At 41.5% G+C, this 15861-nt stretch carries 21 protein-coding genes and 1 riboswitch; of the genes, 17 read left to right on the top strand and 4 right to left on the bottom strand.

Annotated elements, in window-relative coordinates:
- Window positions 1–6 precede the first annotated feature (6 nt).
- The 6 genes from spoVAC to lysA all read left to right on the top strand — a co-directional run bounded on the left by spoVAC (window position 7) and on the right by lysA (window position 5320).
- Complete coding sequence (spoVAC, locus tag AAYR28_RS10725; protein WP_120208162.1) at window positions 7–459, top strand: stage V sporulation protein AC; 453 nt, start codon at window positions 7–9, stop codon at window positions 457–459.
- A gap of 12 nt (window positions 460–471) precedes the next feature.
- The gene (gene spoVAD / locus AAYR28_RS10720; RefSeq protein WP_034280361.1) at window positions 472–1488 is read left to right on the top strand and encodes a stage V sporulation protein AD; all 1017 of its coding nucleotides are present in this window, start codon (window positions 472–474) and stop codon (window positions 1486–1488) included.
- A complete protein-coding gene (gene spoVAE, locus AAYR28_RS10715; RefSeq protein ID WP_024422860.1) occupies window positions 1488–1838 on the top strand; it encodes a stage V sporulation protein AE in 351 nt (116 codons plus the stop codon). The genes spoVAD and spoVAE overlap by 1 nt, the downstream gene beginning before the upstream one ends.
- 6 nt (window positions 1839–1844) lie before the next feature.
- A complete protein-coding gene (locus tag AAYR28_RS10710) occupies window positions 1845–2453 on the top strand; it encodes a stage V sporulation protein AE (protein ID WP_046311665.1) in 609 nt (202 codons plus the stop codon).
- Window positions 2407–3879, top strand: a complete 1473-nt coding sequence (locus tag AAYR28_RS10705; RefSeq protein WP_034280365.1) for a spore germination protein — start codon at window positions 2407–2409, stop codon at window positions 3877–3879. The genes AAYR28_RS10710 and AAYR28_RS10705 overlap by 47 nt, the downstream gene beginning before the upstream one ends.
- Before the next feature lie 115 nt (window positions 3880–3994).
- Entirely contained in the window at window positions 3995–5320 is a 1326-nt protein-coding gene (lysA, locus tag AAYR28_RS10700; protein ID WP_120208160.1) for a diaminopimelate decarboxylase, read from the top strand.
- Window positions 5321–5359: 39 nt separating this feature from the next.
- On the opposite strand, the gene AAYR28_RS10695 is transcribed toward lysA, so the two are convergent.
- Window positions 5360–6244, bottom strand: a complete 885-nt coding sequence (locus AAYR28_RS10695) for a DUF1002 domain-containing protein (protein ID WP_081124552.1) — start codon at window positions 6242–6244, stop codon at window positions 5360–5362.
- Between the two features lie 321 nt (window positions 6245–6565).
- Between AAYR28_RS10695 and AAYR28_RS10690 the strand changes: the two genes are divergently transcribed.
- A complete protein-coding gene (locus AAYR28_RS10690; protein ID WP_008359679.1) occupies window positions 6566–7003 on the top strand; it encodes a peptidylprolyl isomerase in 438 nt (145 codons plus the stop codon).
- 30 nt (window positions 7004–7033) lie between these two features.
- On the opposite strand, the gene AAYR28_RS10685 is transcribed toward AAYR28_RS10690, so the two are convergent.
- A complete protein-coding gene (locus AAYR28_RS10685) occupies window positions 7034–8296 on the bottom strand; it encodes an MFS transporter (RefSeq protein ID WP_120208158.1) in 1263 nt (420 codons plus the stop codon).
- A 237-nt stretch (window positions 8297–8533) separates the two neighbouring features.
- Here AAYR28_RS10685 and AAYR28_RS10680 point away from each other — a divergent pair, with 237 nt between their 5' ends.
- From AAYR28_RS10680 to AAYR28_RS10650, 7 genes are all read left to right on the top strand, one after another.
- Window positions 8534–9115 carry a TetR/AcrR family transcriptional regulator gene (locus AAYR28_RS10680; protein ID WP_034280371.1) on the top strand — a complete coding sequence of 194 codons (582 nt, stop codon included), beginning with the start codon at window positions 8534–8536 and terminating at the stop codon, window positions 9113–9115.
- 215 nt (window positions 9116–9330) lie between these two features.
- Window positions 9331–9567 (top strand): DUF2164 domain-containing protein, encoded by a 237-nt coding sequence (locus AAYR28_RS10675; RefSeq protein WP_061109305.1) that lies wholly within the window; start codon window positions 9331–9333, stop codon window positions 9565–9567.
- A 229-nt stretch (window positions 9568–9796) separates the two neighbouring features.
- Window positions 9797–10141: a hypothetical protein gene (locus AAYR28_RS10670; protein ID WP_008344451.1), complete on the top strand. Its 345-nt coding sequence runs from the start codon at window positions 9797–9799 to the stop codon at window positions 10139–10141.
- A 106-nt stretch (window positions 10142–10247) separates the two neighbouring features.
- Window positions 10248–10389: riboswitch (FMN riboswitch) on the top strand.
- 253 nt (window positions 10390–10642) lie between these two features.
- Complete coding sequence (ribE, locus tag AAYR28_RS10665; protein WP_120208156.1) at window positions 10643–11293, top strand: riboflavin synthase; 651 nt, start codon at window positions 10643–10645, stop codon at window positions 11291–11293.
- Between the two features lie 11 nt (window positions 11294–11304).
- Window positions 11305–11931 carry a 3,4-dihydroxy-2-butanone-4-phosphate synthase gene (gene ribB, locus AAYR28_RS10660; protein WP_080701153.1) on the top strand — a complete coding sequence of 209 codons (627 nt, stop codon included), beginning with the start codon at window positions 11305–11307 and terminating at the stop codon, window positions 11929–11931.
- A 26-nt stretch (window positions 11932–11957) separates the two neighbouring features.
- On the top strand, window positions 11958–12422 hold the full coding sequence (gene ribH / locus AAYR28_RS10655; RefSeq protein WP_029706184.1) for a 6,7-dimethyl-8-ribityllumazine synthase: 465 nt from the start codon (window positions 11958–11960) through the stop codon (window positions 12420–12422).
- A gap of 113 nt (window positions 12423–12535) precedes the next feature.
- Entirely contained in the window at window positions 12536–12889 is a 354-nt protein-coding gene (locus AAYR28_RS10650) for a GNAT family N-acetyltransferase (RefSeq protein WP_024422850.1), read from the top strand.
- Between the two features lie 24 nt (window positions 12890–12913).
- Here AAYR28_RS10650 and AAYR28_RS10645 read toward each other — a convergent pair whose 3' ends face one another.
- The gene (locus AAYR28_RS10645; RefSeq protein WP_024422849.1) at window positions 12914–13438 is read right to left on the bottom strand and encodes a DUF309 domain-containing protein; all 525 of its coding nucleotides are present in this window, start codon (window positions 13436–13438) and stop codon (window positions 12914–12916) included.
- 90 nt (window positions 13439–13528) lie between these two features.
- Window positions 13529–13621: a YjcZ family sporulation protein gene (locus AAYR28_RS10640; protein WP_012010430.1), complete on the bottom strand. Its 93-nt coding sequence runs from the start codon at window positions 13619–13621 to the stop codon at window positions 13529–13531.
- Between the two features lie 209 nt (window positions 13622–13830).
- Between AAYR28_RS10640 and AAYR28_RS10635 the strand changes: the two genes are divergently transcribed.
- The 3 genes from AAYR28_RS10635 (at window position 13831) to AAYR28_RS10625 (ending at window position 15765) form a co-directional block, all read left to right on the top strand.
- Window positions 13831–14589 (top strand): segregation/condensation protein A, encoded by a 759-nt coding sequence (locus AAYR28_RS10635; RefSeq protein WP_034280379.1) that lies wholly within the window; start codon window positions 13831–13833, stop codon window positions 14587–14589.
- Window positions 14579–15172 (top strand): SMC-Scp complex subunit ScpB, encoded by a 594-nt coding sequence (scpB, locus tag AAYR28_RS10630; protein WP_342495548.1) that lies wholly within the window; start codon window positions 14579–14581, stop codon window positions 15170–15172. Before AAYR28_RS10635 ends, scpB begins: the two co-directional genes overlap by 11 nt.
- 113 nt (window positions 15173–15285) lie before the next feature.
- The gene (locus AAYR28_RS10625) at window positions 15286–15765 is read left to right on the top strand and encodes a YpuI family protein (RefSeq protein WP_034280380.1); all 480 of its coding nucleotides are present in this window, start codon (window positions 15286–15288) and stop codon (window positions 15763–15765) included.
- Window positions 15766–15861 lie beyond the last annotated feature (96 nt).

Raw genomic sequence — 15861 nt, 5'->3', positions numbered from 1 at the left:
CAACACGTGTCGAGTTTAAAAGAGAACTATCCATCTAAGGTAAAAACGTATCAGCCCAAACCTCCTTATGTCATCAACTGCATCAAGGCGTTTTTAGTTGGCGGCTTAATCTGTCTGATAGGTGAGGGGCTGCAACATTTCTATATCCATTTTTTTGATTTTAACGAAAAGACAGCAGGGAATCCGACGGTGGCAACCCTCATTTTAATTTCTTCTCTATTAACGGGTATCGGTATTTACGATAGAATCGGCCAGTTTGCTGGAGCCGGATCGGCCGTACCAGTGACAGGTTTTGCTAACAGTATGACAAGTGCTGCCCTTGAGCATAAAAGTGAAGGGCTTGTTTTAGGTGTTGCCACAAATATGTTTAAACTCGCTGGGAACGTCATTGTGTTTGGTGTCGTTTCCGCATATGTCGTAGGGATCATTCGATACGTCTTTGAAAAGATGTTTTCGTAGGAGGAATGAAAGGTGAAACTAACAGGTAAACAATCTTGGGTATTTGAGCACAAGCTTTATGTCAATGCAGAAGGAACTGCTGCAGGACCGAAAGAAAAAGAAGGCCCGATTGGCCATTTAATTGATAAAACGTACGATGAAATGCACTGTGATCAAAAGAATTGGGAAATGGCTGAAAGGAAGCTCATGGATGATGCGATATCAACCGCTTTATCAAAAGCAAATTTGCAAAAAAGCGATATTGACCTGTTGCTGGCTGGAGATTTACTCAATCAGAACGTCACTGCAAACTATGTGGCAAGAGAGCTGAAGATCCCGTTTCTTTGCTTGTTTGGGGCATGCTCGACTTCAATGGAATCGGTTGCCATTGCGTCAGCGCTCATTGATGGCGGTTTTGCAAATAGAGCCATTGCAGCGACAAGCAGCCATAATGCGACGGCAGAACGCCAATTTCGTAATCCGACAGAATACGGCGGACAAAAGCCCGATACAGCAACAAGTACAGTGACAGGAAGCGGAGCCGTTATTATCAGCCAAGAAATCTCTGACATTCAAATTACAAGCGCAACAGTGGGCAGGGTCATGGATCTTGGCATTACAGATCCATTTGATATGGGATCGGCCATGGCACCGGCAGCGGCAGACACCATCAAGCAGCATTTAGAAGACTTAGGAAGAACAGTAGATGATTACGATCTGATTTTAACTGGTGATTTATCAGGCATTGGTTCACCGATCTTAAAGGATCTTCTGAAAGAAGACGGCATTCAGCTTGGGCGAAAGCACGATGATTGCGGTTTAATTATCTATACACCCGACCAAAACGTATTCGCTGGAGGCAGCGGCTGTGCTTGTTCAGCTATTGTGACATTTAGTCATATTTTTCAAGAAATGAAAGCAGGGAATTTGCAAAGAGTACTTGTTGTGGCAACCGGGGCGTTACTCAGCCCGATGATGGTTCAGCAAAAAGAGACCATTCCAACCATTGCGCACGGTGTCGTATTTGAGCGTGCAGGAGGAGAGAGCTAATGGATTATCTTATCGCTTTTGTGGCAGGCGGACTTATTTGCGTCATTGGCCAGCTTTTACTAGACGTACTTAAACTCACGCCTGCACATGTCATGACTACTTTTGTTGTAGCGGGTACCATTTTAGATGGATTCGGTATTTATGATAAATTTATTGAATTTGCAGGTGCGGGTGCAACCGTACCAATCGTCAGCTTTGGTCATAGCTTGCTTCATGGGGCAATGCATCAGGCAGATGTACATGGATTCATCGGCATCGGTATCGGTATTTTTGAATTAACCTCTGCTGGAATATCAGCTGCGATTTTATTCTCATTTATTGTCGCACTTATCTTTAAACCGAAAGGATAACCGAATATGGGGCAAAGACGGAAAGTCATTTTAGTGACAGACGGAGATATATATGCTGCCAAAACCATAGAGCTTGCTGCTAAAAACGTCGGCGGACGATGTATTTCCAGTTCAAAAGGAAATCCAAGCAAACGGACAGGACCTGAACTTGTTCAGATGATTTTAAAAACGCCGTATGATCCAGTCTTTGTGATGTTTGATGATTCTGGTCTGACAGGTGAAGGAACAGGGGAGACGGCGATGAAACATGTGGCGCGCCACCCTGAAATCGAAGTTATTGGTGCGATCGCAGTTGCATCCAAGACGCATCAAGCAGAATGGACAAAGGTTCATGTCTCGATTGACCGGGAAGGTGAACTGACAGAATATGGTGTCGACAAACACGGTCTTCCCGAAATGGAGCCCCATAAAATGAGCGGGGATACAGTGTATTGCCTTGACTCCCTCAACCTTCCGTTAGTTGTCGGGATTGGAGATATTGGCAAGATGGGACGAAAAGATGATCTGAGCAAGGGATCTCCAATCACGATGAAAGCAGTGGAATTAATACTAGAAAGGAGTGGTTACCATGAAGAAAGACAAGGTAAACGTGTACCGAGACCCGAAGAAAAATGAAGATTACTTCAAGGAAAATGTCGGGATGGGTCTCAGCTTTGACCTTGGTGTTCGGAAAATTTATATACACGATCAGGAAATCCAGCTTTACTATGTAAACGGATTGTGTGATACACAGTATGTCATCTACTTATTAAAAGAGCTAATCGAAATCAATGACAACGAACCTGAATCAGATGATCTTGCACATGTAGTCGAGAACCGCCTTGTCAATCAGCAGGTGTCCAAGGTAGAAACGCTGGATGAAGCAGTGGATCAAGTACTGTCTGGGCTTGTAGCAGTCGTTGTAGAAGGTGAAAACTACGCCTTTATCATTGATGTTAGAAGCTATCCTGGCAGAATGCCTGAGGAGCCGGATACAGAAAAGGTGGTCCGGGGAGCAAGGGACGGCTTTGTTGAAAACATTATTGTAAACACAGCGCTGATTCGAAGAAGAGTACGGGATGAAAAGCTGCGATACAAAATGCTCAAAGTAGGCGAACGTTCAAAAGCGGATGTCTGTGTTTGCTATATTGAAGATATTGCAGACCCTGACTTAGTAGATATTATAGAAAAAGAAGTATCAGGAATCAAAGTCGATGGGCTGACGATGTCTGATAAAACGATTGAAGAATTTATTATTAAGCAAGGATATAATCCCTTTCCGCTAGTGCGTTACACCGAGCGTCCAGATGTCGCCGCTAACCACATATTAGAAGGGCATGTCATCATCATTACGGATACATCCCCTAGTGTCATCATTACACCAACCACTATTTTTCACCACGTTCAGCATGCAGAAGAATACCGCCAGGCACCTGCCGTTGGTACATTCTTAAGATGGGTACGCTTTTTAGGCATTTTATGTTCTACCTTTCTTTTGCCGATTTGGTTTCTTTTTATCCTCGAACCAAATCTCCTGCCAGACAATTTAAGCTATATTGGATTTAACAAACCTTCTCATATCCCTGTGATTCTCCAAGTATTTCTTGCTGATTTCGGGGTGGAATTTTTAAGGATGGCTGCGATTCATACGCCAACCGCATTGTCGACCGCCATGGGGCTGATTGCGGCTGTTTTAATTGGACAAATCGCCATTGATGTTGGTTTATTTACACCAGAGGTCATCTTATACGTCTCGCTGGCGGCGATCGGTACCTTTACAACGCCAAGCTATGAGCTGAGTGTCGCCAATAAGATTGTAAGGCTCATCATCCTAGCACTAGTAGCGATCTTTAAGCTGAATGGACTCATCATTGGTTTTACGTTGTTAATCATTTATTTAACATCCATTCGTTCATTGCAGACGCCTTATATGTGGCCGTTCATTCCTTTTAATGGAAAGGCTTTGTGGCAAGTGCTAATTCGGACGTCTGTTCCTGGCTCAAAAGTAAGGCCGAGCATCGTTCACCCTCAAAACAGATCAAAAATTCCGCCAAATTCTTAACGCTCATTGAAAGTGGCTGAAGATTGTGATATTGTATTTTTAACTTTGAGACACGGCAAAAGGCAGCTCACGCAGCTGCCTTTTTTCAGCCGAAGCGGAGAAAGAGGGAATGACATTGTATTTACACGGCACTTGCAGACAAAATGAACTCGGTCATTTAGAAATTGGTGGTGTTGATGCCGTTTCTTTAGCTGAAACGTATGGGACACCACTTTATGTATATGATGTGGCTTTAATACGGGAGCGCGCAAAAAGCTTTCAAAAAGCGTTTATAGAAGAAGAATTAACGGCGCAGGTAGCATATGCGAGTAAAGCATTTTCCTCCATCGCCATGTTTCAGCTTGCCAAAGAAGAAGGATTATCTCTTGATGTCGTATCAGGCGGTGAGCTTCACACAGCCATTTGCGCTGGATTCCCAGTAGAAAAAATTCATTTCCATGGCAATAATAAAAGCAGAGAAGAATTAAAAATGGCTTTAGAGCATGGGATCGGCTGTATTGTTGTAGATAATTTCTATGAAATGAAGCTCATTGAACAGCTTGGTCAAGAGCTGTCAAAAAAAGTCAAAGTATTGCTCCGCATCACGCCTGGTGTCGAAGCGCATACGCATGATTACATTACGACAGGTCAAGAGGATTCAAAATTTGGCTTTGATCTTCACAATGGACAAGCAGATGAAGCGGTGAAACAAGTGCTTGGATCAGAAGTCATCGAGCTTTTAGGAGTCCATTGTCATATCGGTTCACAAATTTTTGATACGGCTGGTTTTGTCCTTGCAGCAGATAAAATCTTTTTGAAGCTGGATGAATGGAGAGAATCATTTGGTTTTATTTCTACAGTATTAAACTTAGGCGGCGGTTTTGGGATTCGTTATACAGAAGAGGATGAACCACTTCCTGCAACAGAATATGTCGAGAGAATTATCCAAGCTGTGAAAGAGAACGTTGCCCGCTATGAGTTTGATATGCCAGAGATTTGGATAGAACCAGGCCGTTCTCTTGTTGGAGATGCAGGGACGACTCTTTATACGATCGGATCATCAAAACATGTACCTGGCATCCGCGATTATGTGGCGATAGATGGCGGAATGAGTGATAACATTCGTCCAGCTTTATATCAAGCGAAATATGAAGCCGCAAGTGCCAACAAAATGAGCCAAACGCATGATCAAACGGTTTCAATTGCCGGTAAATGCTGTGAAAGTGGAGATATGCTCATTTGGGATATCGATCTGCCAGAATTATCACAAGGGGATTTATTAGCTGTCTTTTGTACCGGAGCTTACGGCTATAGTATGTCAAACAACTATAACCGTATCCCGCGCCCAGCTGTTGTGTTTGTAGAAGACGGGGAAGCGCAGCTTGTGGTTGAGCGTGAAACATATGAGGACATTGTCAAACTTGATTTACCGTATCAATCAAAAGTGAAATCATCTACTTAAAAAAAGCCGCCTGGTGTTCAGGCAGCTTTTTTTCATGAATTATTTTCCTCCAGTGAATACAGAAACGATCGCGTTCCAAATGGAGACAAAGAAATCCCAAATCTTTTGAAGAAAGTTTTTCCCTTCATCCGATTCTATGAATTTAGTAATCTTGTCTTTTGCTTTATCAATTTGAGATCCTACTTGATTCCAATCGATATTGATGTTTTTCATTTTATCAAATAGCGAGACAAGCTGATCTTTTTGATCCTGCGTCAGATTTAAGTTCAAATCAGAAGCAGCCTGATCCACTTTTTCTTCTACTTCTTTTGTGGTTTTAGGAACACCATTTTTTGCAATGTCATCTTTGATTTTTGCAATAAGGGCAGAAGCGTTGTCTTTTCCGATAGAGTCACCCAATTTAGAAGTTGTCACAAGCTCTTCGTTTGCCACCTGCTTCACATCTTCTGGAATGGCTTTGTCGCTTGACACCTCATACGCTTTTAGTAAGCCCGTCAGTGCGGCTGTACCAGATACTTCAAATGGAGCAGTCACGACAACCTTGGCATCTTTGACACCTGCTGTCATTAAAGCATTTAAATACATCTCATCTGTAATGGTCTTGATGTTGTGTGTATCCACAGTCAGACCAGTACCTGATTTTTCAATGGTGATCGATGAAGATGATAATGCTCTCGTCCCGATAGAAGAACGAGGGATATACTTTCCTAAATATTCGTGCTCTTCTTTATTGGTTACTTCAATTTTTGTCGCATTTTCAGGTGGGTTCAACTCGTCAAGCACCTTCTGGCGATCAGCCGGTGTTAGGTCTTGCCCGAGTGTGACGATGACATCGCCGACAGCTGCATCCGCTAAGCTGACTTTTGGCGCACCAATTAGGAAAAGGAGCGCTGCCATCATACCAAGCATCATTTTTTTAAACATGTTGACCTCCTTCAAGTCGAAAGCGTTCCTCTTTCAAGAGAAACTCATCTTTTGAGTACACGTGATGAAGTGCACTCCATCATATAGACGTAACAAATTGGCTCGACGTTTCAATTTTCTTTTTAAGATGTGTTCCTTTTCCAATAAATGAAGACATGTCATTTAGTCAGATATCATTTTATTAGGAAAAAAGAATCAAGCAACCCTATTTTATCAATCATCAGTTAAGAGGTAAATGACAATCGAAGAGCAGGGGATGTTTAACATCACCGAAAATGTGCTATAATGAGCGTTGTTTAACCTGAAAGGAGAATGTGAAAAATGGCGAAAAAAGGATACATACAATTAACGAATGGAAAGAAAATTGAGTTTGAACTTTACCCAGAGGCTGCTCCAGGTACAGTAGCAAACTTTGAAAAATTAGCGAATGAAGGCTTCTACGATGGATTGAAATTCCACCGCGTGATTCCAGGTTTCGTCAGCCAAGGCGGCGACCCAAACGGTAATGGAACGGGTGGTCCTGGTTACACAATTAAATGTGAAACAGAAGGAAATCCACATCAGCACGAAAGAGGTTCATTATCAATGGCGCATGCTGGTAAAGACACAGGCGGCAGCCAATTCTTTATCGTACATGACCCGCAGCCGCACTTAAACGGTGTTCACACTGTTTTTGGCAAGGTAACATCTGGTATCGAGGCTGTACTTGATATGGAGCAAGGCCAAGGCATGGAAAAAGTTGAAGTTGTAGATGCTTAATCTAAAACACCGCTTAATCGCGGTGTTTTTTTATTTTGTTTCTGATTCTACCGTGATTTGTTTCGTTATGCGGTAGGTGATGAGCCAATACAAAATGGCTAAAGCGCTGATAGAGGCACCAAAAAGACATACTTCGCTCCAGCCATAGGCTGCGTATATGCTGGTTGAAACAATTGAACCGGTCGCACTTCCGATGGAGTAAAAAATCATGTAAGCGGCAGTAAGCCGGCTTCTCGCCTCAGGCCGTACTGTAAAAATCATACTCTGATTGGTCACATGTACTGCCTGCACAGATAGGTCAAGAATAATAATGCCAATGACTAATGCAATAAGTGAATATTCAGTCAAACTGATGAAAAACCATGAAATGAATAAGAGGACAAGGGCTATACCGGTTGTGAACTGTCCAAAACCTCGATCAGCAAGGCTGCCAGCCCGAGCAGCTCCTAACGCTCCGGCTGCCCCAGCAAGACCAAATGCGCCAATAGCAGTATGTGAAAGAGAGTATGGCGCTGTACTGAGAGGCAGCACGAGTGAAGTCCATAACGTACCGAAGACAATAAAAATCAGAAGAGCCAGAATCCCACGGATGCGGAGAATTCGTTCTTGTATAAACAATGTAAACATTGAACGAAGCAGATCAGCATAGGATAATGATTCTCTTTTGCTGTCATCATGCGGGAGCACTCGGAACAATACGCCAGTCAGGATAAGCATGATGACGGCAGAAACAAGATAAACAAACCTCCAGCCAGCAAAATCGGTTAATACACCGGCAAATGTCCGGGCGAGAAGAATACCGATTACAATTCCACTTTGCACCAAGCCGACTATACGGCCGCGCTCTTCTGGAGCAGCCCAACTTGCTGCAAACGCAACGAGTACCTGAGTGACTACAGCGAGCAGTCCGACCACTGCTAATCCTAGAAATAGGACGGCGATGATAGGAGCAATGCCGACTAGAATGAGGGCAAGCACAGATAAAAGCATCTGACCAATGATGAGCCGGCGTCGATTCAACAGATCACCAAGTGGTACTATCAGTAGCAGCCCCGCTGCATAACAAAGCTGAGTAATCGTAATGACAATACCGATGGATGAATACGTGATACCGAACTCGTCTGCCAGTGAATCTAGTAACGGTTGTGCGAAGTATATGTTTGCAACAGCCATCCCGCACGATGCTGCAAAAAGTAGTGCCATATAGTGAGTCATTTTTGATCCAGGCTTTATTCGAAAATGAGCCGTTTTCATATCAGGATGATCTCTTGGAGTCATTTTATCTTTAACCATTCATTACATCCCTTCTTTTTTGTACTAAAAAGTATAATATACTAATCGGTATAAAATGATTCCTGTTAAGGATAACCAACAAAATGTTTTAAAGTCAAGATTTATTCCAGTTATTCTATGTTAATCTTGAAAGCAGAAAGGTAGTTTGACAATTTTACGTGAATAAAATAAAATTATAATGTACTGATTGGTAATGTTATCATGAAATGATTTTATTGTTGAAAAGAGGAATTGATGATGGTTCGACAGCGTGAGTTTGATGAGGAAAAAGCGTTGGATGATGCAATGGTGCTTTTTTGGGAAAAGGGATATAGAGCTACAACGTTAAGCGATTTGACTGCAAAAATGGGAATACAGCGGCCAAGCTTATACTCAGCCTTTGGAGATAAAGAGGAGTTATTTGAGGCTGCCTTACGCAAATATACAAAGCAGCATGCAGCCCGTATTCGAACAAAACTTCAAAACAATCAATCTGTAAAGGAAGCATTTCATACATTATTTACAGATGTAGTGGAAGAGGAATATAGGGATGGCCCGAGTAAAGGCTGTTTTTGCATTAATACGATAGTGGAACTTGCTCCACACGAAGAGAAATTTGAAATTCTGACAAGAGAGCATCAGATGTATCTTTCGGTCATATTTGAAGAAAAGATTGTGCAAGGTATTCGCTCGGGTGAGCTTGAAAGCAGCTTGAATGCTAAAGCCTTAGCACAGACGCTGGTCGTTTCTTTCATCGGGCTTACCGTCCTCATGAAGTCACGTCCAGAGCGTTCATTTGTAGATCATTCTGTAGCGACGATCCTATCCATTTTAAAATAAAATGGACAACACGCTATGACAGCTTCCGTGAAAAAATCATACAGCATAGTGAAAGCGTATTTGATCCATTACATCAAAATACGCTTTTTCTTATAGGGCAGTCATGCACAGAATATGTTTTTATGATATGATAAGAGAACAAACATTCGTATTTGCGCGGGCTCCAGCACATCCAGAATGCAAATGTAGAAAGCGAAAAGAAAGAAGGGGAGACTTTGAAACCACTCACAAAAGAAGAGAGAAATCAAATGACGATGGCTATTCAGCGTTATTTTGCCGAAGAACGAGAAGAAGAGATTGGTGAATTAGCAGCCATTAATATACTAGAATTTATCACAAAAAACCTTGGAAGCTACTACTATAATCAAGGGGTTCGCGACAGCCGCAGCATCGCTGTTCAGCGGTCACAATTGTTAGAGGAAGACTTATTCGCACTCGAAAAAAGAATATAATGAAAAGCTTGCAGTATGGTGTGTTACGAACTAATAAATAGGAAAAAGACCCCCTTAATAAAGAACGCATATTCGTATCATATGTAATGATTAAGAGGTGGAACCAAAGGGCCATCTGAATCGTTATATAAGTAACCATTAATGAAAATCAGCTTTTTTGGTTTTATTTCAATAAAAGAAGGAATAAAACATACAAATAGGCGAAGTGCAGATGATGGAGGTTCTAAATATGGGGAAAATTAAATTAAAAATTGCGATCTTATTTGTTTTACTGCTTTGTTTAGGCGCAGGTTATTTATACATGAATGGCATGAAAATTGAAGATGTGCCAACAGCTATTGGCGAAAGCTTAACAAATAATGATAAAGATTACACCATCTATGAATATACCATTACGAAAATTGATGGAGATGAATATTACGGTCAAGCGAAGAATGGCACAAAAATCATTTTTAATGGTAAGAAATTTGAAGATGATGTGGCCGATCTGAAAAAAGGAGATCGTATTAAAGCCTACTTTAGTAATGAAAAAAGAATAGATGGGCTGATAAAAGTTGTAAAAGTCGTCAATTAACATGTCTCCTTTCCTATAAGGAGGCTTTTTTTGTGAAGAAATCTTGATTGTTGCATTTGACAACAAGGATCGCTATAATAGCCCCTAAGGACAGCTAAATATCGATTGTATCCTTCGGGGCAGGGTGAAAATCCCGACCGACGGTAATAAAGCAAATGCTTTACAGCCCGTGACCCGTTAATTTATTAACGGTTGATTCAGTGAAAAGCTGAAGCCGACAGTGAAAGTCTGGATGGGAGAAGGATAAAGAAAGCTATGAACGAAAAATATTTGTTGATCATAGTCTTATTTCTGATGCAAAAAAACCACAGCCCCGGAATTTTTTCCGGGGCTTTCTGTATGATTTTGTCGTTAATAGACTGCATGCAGTGTTTATTAGGTGATCCCTCATCTACCTTGTATGGACCATAAAAAGCGACGAAGGTGCTCAATCGATCACATGTCCCTAACATCGCTTTTTTTAAAAGTGAGAAATACAAATGAAACGAAAGGGAGGATCACATGTTTACGGGGATAATTGAAGAAGTTGGCACCATTCAGTCATTAAGTAAAAAGTCAGCAGATGCCATGGAAATTGTCATTACATGCAGCCGTGTGCTGGAAGATGTTCACCTCGGAGACAGTATCGCCATTAATGGAGTATGTCTCACAGTCACTAGCTTCACAAAAGAACAGTTCGCGGCAGATGTGATGCCAGAGACGGTCAAAGCCACATCGCTGGATCAGCTGACAAAAGGCAGTCCAGTAAATTTAGAGCGAGCCATGTCCTCAAATGGACGATTTGGCGGCCACTTTGTCTCAGGCCATGTTGATGGAACGGCTGTCATTACCCGGATAGAAAAGAAGAGTAATGCCATTTACTATGATTTAAAGATGAACAAGACCCTCACAGATATGCTCACCCAAAAGGGTTCGATCGCAATAGATGGTGTCAGCTTGACCATTTTCGATTTGCGAGATTCACATGTCACAGTCTCTATTATTCCTCACACGCTTGAAGGAACTATTTTCCCGACTAAATCTATGGGGGATATCGTGAATATAGAGTGTGACATGATCGGTAAATACATTTATCGCTTTTTAACAAAAGAGCAGAGCGAAAAACAGCCATCTCGATTGACCCCATCATTTCTAAAAGAGCACGGATTCTAGGAGGCGATTGTATGTATCATTCCGTTGATGAGGCAGTAAATGCCCTTAAACAAGGAGAAATCATTATCGTAGTGGATGATGAAGACAGAGAAAATGAAGGAGACTTTGTGGCACTTGCTGAGCATGCCACACCTGAGGTGATTAACTTCATGGCTTTACATGGAAGAGGCCTCATTTGTACGCCAGTCCATGCGTCGATCGCAAAACACCTGAATCTGCATCCAATGGTTGAACATAATACGGATGCACACCATACAGCATTTACAGTAAGCATCGACCATGTGACAACGACGACTGGTATTAGTGCTTTTGAGCGCTCCACGACCATGCTGGCCATGTTAAATAAAGACGCAAAACCAGACGAATTTGCCCGTCCAGGTCATGTTTTTCCGCTTATTGCAAAAGAGGGCGGCGTACTAGAAAGACCGGGTCATACAGAGGCGGCGGTTGATCTTGCTAAACTGGCAGGCTCAGAGCCAGCGGGTGTCATATGTGAAATTATGAATGCAGATGGATCAATGGCGCGCGTCCCTGAACTAAAGGAGATCCAAAAACAGCATGATTTAAAGATGCTGACAATCGAAGCATTACAGACATATTTAAACAACAATCGAACAGCCGCTATTGAAACAAAATAAAAATCACAAAAAAGGATGATCAACATATGAATACAATACAAGGTCATGTAGTAGCAGAAGGACTAAAATTTGCAATCGTTGTAGCGAGATTCAATGATTTTATTACAAGTAAACTGTTAGATGGAGCAGAAGATACATTACTCAGACACGGAGCAAATGGTGATGATATCGATGTTGTGTGGGTACCAGGCGCTTTTGAAATCCCGTACATGGCAAAAAAATTAGCAGAAACCAAAAAATATGATGCAGTCATCACACTTGGAACCGTGATCAGAGGCGCAACGACTCACTATGATTACGTTTGTAATGAAGCTGCTAAAGGAATTGCTCAGAGTGCTATGTCAACAGGGGTACCGATTATCTTTGGTGTACTCACAACAGAATCTATTGAACAAGCCATTGAAAGAGCTGGTACAAAAGCAGGAAATAAAGGCAGCGAATCGGCTGCTGCTGCTATTGAAATGGCGAATCTCAATCGAACGTTCTCTTAATTTAGTGAAAAAGAGTTTAAAAACGGTATAAAAATGTTTATAATGTGTGATGAGCAAATGAATCATAAGACATTTGCTGGAAATTAGGATAATTTGAATATTGAGGGGTATATATGTTAATTCGTTACAAGAGGTCTTTTGAAAAAATTGCCATGGGACTTCTGTCCTTTATGCCGGGTGAGAAAGACGTCAAACAGCTTCAGCAGACGATGAAGTCATATGAAATGGATGAAGATCGGCAGCTGTTCCTATGGAAAGATGGCGAGGATATTGTAGGTGCTATTGGTGTGCTCAAAACAGACGACCAAGTACAAATTGAGCATATTAGTGTGAATCCATCCCATCGTGATCAAGGAATCGGCAAGGAAATGGTTTTAGCCGTGGAAGAAATATTTAAAACCAAAACACTCATTCCAAATGAATTAACGCAAGGCTTCTTTCATAAGTGTCACAGCGAATCAAATTAAATATCACACATGTAAAAGCAGAGGCTACAGTCCTCTGCTTTTTTTACGTTCAATCTGCTTTTTTCGTTCCAGCAAAACTTCTGTCCGGTCACGGAGTCTATGTTTTTCGATTAAAAATGTATGGGATAAGTTGCTCTCCTGTCCAAAGAGCAGTCCTTCTTTTTGGGCCATTTCTTGGCATAAAGAAAGAAGTGCTTCATCTTTGATCGGCAGCATCACACTTTCATAGGGCATATCTTCATCCATTTTCTTTTTCAGCGTTCTCAGAAGCATCAGAAATGCCTCATCATCCAGACCGAGATTCGATAATACTGAACGGTTTGCTTCTAACAAATGAAGACTGTTAGAAATGAGCCGTTTTGCTCCTTTTCCATTTCCCCGTCTTTGATGATACAAGGCAACAGCGAGCTGAATGAGCCCGACCCAATATTCTTTGCGCTGCTCAGGGGGATCTTCTTTCCAATATTCTTCCAAAATTTCATGACACTCAAAATAATCTCTTGTCGTATGAAATTCGTGTAAAAAAGCCACGTACGCTTCAGGATACACAGCGGTCATCTCCTTTTCCACTCTCAGTCTAACATATCGAAAAGAAAAGAAGAAAGAGCGTCCCTTTAGTGAAAAGGACGCTCTGTTTCTTTAATAAACCCAAGCCGCGCCAACGATGATCAGCAAGATGAAAAGCACGACAATAAGCGCGAATCCTCCACCGAAGTTATAGCCATCTCCCATAATGATACGGCCTCCTTTTTCATCAGTTCTGATTACAATGGTATTCTATGTATAAATGCCCTTATTGGTATGGGCGGATCCACTGTTTTTCTTGATTTGCCTAAGGCATTATGGCCGAAATTATATTGGACGAGAGCTTTATCCTGTCTTATACTAAAGGTTAGCCGGTGAAACGGTACTTAGAAGACAGTAGAAATGGTGAGAAAAAGATGCTGGAATATCAGGTGAAAATAGATTCGTTCGAGGGTCCTTTGGACTTGCTTTTACATTTAATTAACCGGTTGGAAATTGATATTTATGATATTCCCGTCGCTAAAATTACGGAGCAGTATTTATTATATGTCCATACGATGAGGGAGCTTGAGCTCGATGTTGCGAGCGAATATTTGGTCATGGCTGCAACCCTCCTGAGTATTAAAAGCAGAATGCTTCTTCCAAAACAAGAGGAAGAGCTGTTTGATGAAGACCTGCTCGAAGAGGAAGAAGATCCTCGAGAAGAGCTGATTGGCAAATTGATTGAATACCGCAAGTATAAAAATGCAGCACAAGAACTAAAGGAACGCGAAGAAGAAAGGCAAAATGCCTTTACAAAACCACCGAGTGATTTAAGCGAATTTGCAAAAGAATCAGAAGCGAAGGACACAAATTTACACGTAACGGTGTATGATATGTTAGGTGCGTTCCAAAAGGTATTAAATCGAAAGAAAATAACGAAACCAGCACCATCAAAGATTACAAGACAAGAAATCCCGATTGAAGACAAAATGAATGAGATTATGAACCATTTAAGAAAAACAAAAAAGCGGACCAATTTCATGACTCTATTTCAACATGATCAAAAGGAGCACCTTGTCGTGACGTTTCTTGCTGTTCTCGAATTGATGAAAAGTCATCAAATCTTGCTAGAGCAGGAAGGGAACTTTGAAGACATTTATATCATAGGGAGTGAAACGATTCATGACGCTTGATATCGTGAATTGGAAAGCCATCTTAGAAGCGCTGCTGTATGTAGCAGGTGACGAAGGCTTAACAAGAAAACAGCTCATGTCTGTTCTTGAAGTAGATGAGTCGGTATTACTCGACATTATGTCTTCCGTAAAGGAAGAATATCAAAAACAAGAACGAGGGATTGAGCTCATTGAATATGCAGATTCATATATGCTGCTGACGAAAAAAGAATACAGCATGTATTTAAAAAAATTAGTCGAGACACCATCCAAGGGTTTGTCGCAGGCAGCGCTGGAGGTGCTTGCCATTGTTTCTTATAAACAGCCGATTACACGCAGTGAGGTAGAGGAGATTAGAGGAGTCAAATCAGAGCGGGTACTTCATAGCTTAGTAGCCAAAGCACTGCTCTGTGAAGTAGGACGTGCCGATGGTCCGGGACGAGCGATTCTTTATGGGACAACCCCTACCTTTTTAGAGCAATTTGGCTTAAAAGCCTTAGATGAATTACCGCCGCTTCCAGAAAATGTGGAAGCAGACGGGGTACAAGAAGAGGCTGATCTATTTTTTGAAAACTTCAATCAAACATTTGAAGACATAAAATAGTTCAAAAGAAGGAAAAATGTATGATAAAATATAAAAAAGATTTTAGGTCTAAAATCTTTTGATGACAGATAAAATGGTGTCAAAGCCATGAGGGGAAGGTAAACACGAAACAAATGGCACATATGAATGTAAAGGCTCAAGTTGATCAAGCAGGCGTCTTTTTATCAAAGGTTGCAATTGAAATGAATGGTTTTCTGAACGAAGCCACCTTATCAAGCTTGAAACGATTAAACCCCGAAGCGGAAGCCTATTATTGTGACATATTGAGTACATTACGGAAGCTTGCAGTGTACAGCGAGGATGCAGCAGCAGTTTGCAGGAAAATGGGCCAGCAGCAGACATTCCCGCAGCAGGCCGCACAGCAGATGCTTCACCGTATTTATCATCAATGCATTGAAGAATTTTTCACGCCAAAAAAGGATACATGGTATGAAGACAGCCGATCGGCCTATACAGGAAAAAGCAGCATTGTCTTTCACCATGAAGTATCCGCTGATATGAAACAATTATTTTCTTCATTAGAAAAAGACTTTTTAGCGATGAGAGAAGAGCTGGAATATACGGCATCTCATCAGCAAGTGAAAATGGTATAAGCAACTTGAAGAAGCGCCTCTACATGTAGAGGCGCTTTTTTTTATGGACGAGGCATCATAACTTTTTCAGCTGAGCATACACTTGTACAAAACGGA

This window comes from Bacillus safensis, from assembly GCF_039619585.1.
GTDB lineage: Bacteria > Bacillota > Bacilli > Bacillales > Bacillaceae > Bacillus > Bacillus safensis.
This window is presented reverse-complemented; position numbering and strand designations above follow the sequence as displayed.

What these genes read in the sequence shown, in the direction of transcription:
- spoVAE (WP_024422860.1), top strand. Translation starts at nt 1,488, where the DNA reads ATGGATTATCTTATCGCTTTTGTGGCAGGCGGACTTATTTGCGTCATT.
- AAYR28_RS10710 (WP_046311665.1), top strand. Translation starts at nt 1,845, where the DNA reads ATGGGGCAAAGACGGAAAGTCATTTTAGTGACAGACGGAGATATATAT.
- AAYR28_RS10705 (WP_034280365.1), top strand. Translation starts at nt 2,407, where the DNA reads ATGAAGAAAGACAAGGTAAACGTGTACCGAGACCCGAAGAAAAATGAA.
- AAYR28_RS10695 (WP_081124552.1), bottom strand. Translation starts at nt 6,244, where the DNA reads ATGTTTAAAAAAATGATGCTTGGTATGATGGCAGCGCTCCTTTTCCTA.
- AAYR28_RS10690 (WP_008359679.1), top strand. Translation starts at nt 6,566, where the DNA reads ATGGCGAAAAAAGGATACATACAATTAACGAATGGAAAGAAAATTGAG.
- AAYR28_RS10685 (WP_120208158.1), bottom strand. Translation starts at nt 8,296, where the DNA reads ATGGTTAAAGATAAAATGACTCCAAGAGATCATCCTGATATGAAAACG.
- AAYR28_RS10680 (WP_034280371.1), top strand. Translation starts at nt 8,534, where the DNA reads ATGGTTCGACAGCGTGAGTTTGATGAGGAAAAAGCGTTGGATGATGCA.
- AAYR28_RS10670 (WP_008344451.1), top strand. Translation starts at nt 9,797, where the DNA reads ATGGGGAAAATTAAATTAAAAATTGCGATCTTATTTGTTTTACTGCTT.
- ribE (WP_120208156.1), top strand. Translation starts at nt 10,643, where the DNA reads ATGTTTACGGGGATAATTGAAGAAGTTGGCACCATTCAGTCATTAAGT.
- ribB (WP_080701153.1), top strand. Translation starts at nt 11,305, where the DNA reads ATGTATCATTCCGTTGATGAGGCAGTAAATGCCCTTAAACAAGGAGAA.
- ribH (WP_029706184.1), top strand. Translation starts at nt 11,958, where the DNA reads ATGAATACAATACAAGGTCATGTAGTAGCAGAAGGACTAAAATTTGCA.
- AAYR28_RS10650 (WP_024422850.1), top strand. Translation starts at nt 12,536, where the DNA reads ATGTTAATTCGTTACAAGAGGTCTTTTGAAAAAATTGCCATGGGACTT.
- AAYR28_RS10640 (WP_012010430.1), bottom strand. Translation starts at nt 13,621, where the DNA reads ATGGGAGATGGCTATAACTTCGGTGGAGGATTCGCGCTTATTGTCGTG.
- AAYR28_RS10635 (WP_034280379.1), top strand. Translation starts at nt 13,831, where the DNA reads ATGCTGGAATATCAGGTGAAAATAGATTCGTTCGAGGGTCCTTTGGAC.
- scpB (WP_342495548.1), top strand. Translation starts at nt 14,579, where the DNA reads ATGACGCTTGATATCGTGAATTGGAAAGCCATCTTAGAAGCGCTGCTG.
- AAYR28_RS10625 (WP_034280380.1), top strand. Translation starts at nt 15,286, where the DNA reads ATGGCACATATGAATGTAAAGGCTCAAGTTGATCAAGCAGGCGTCTTT.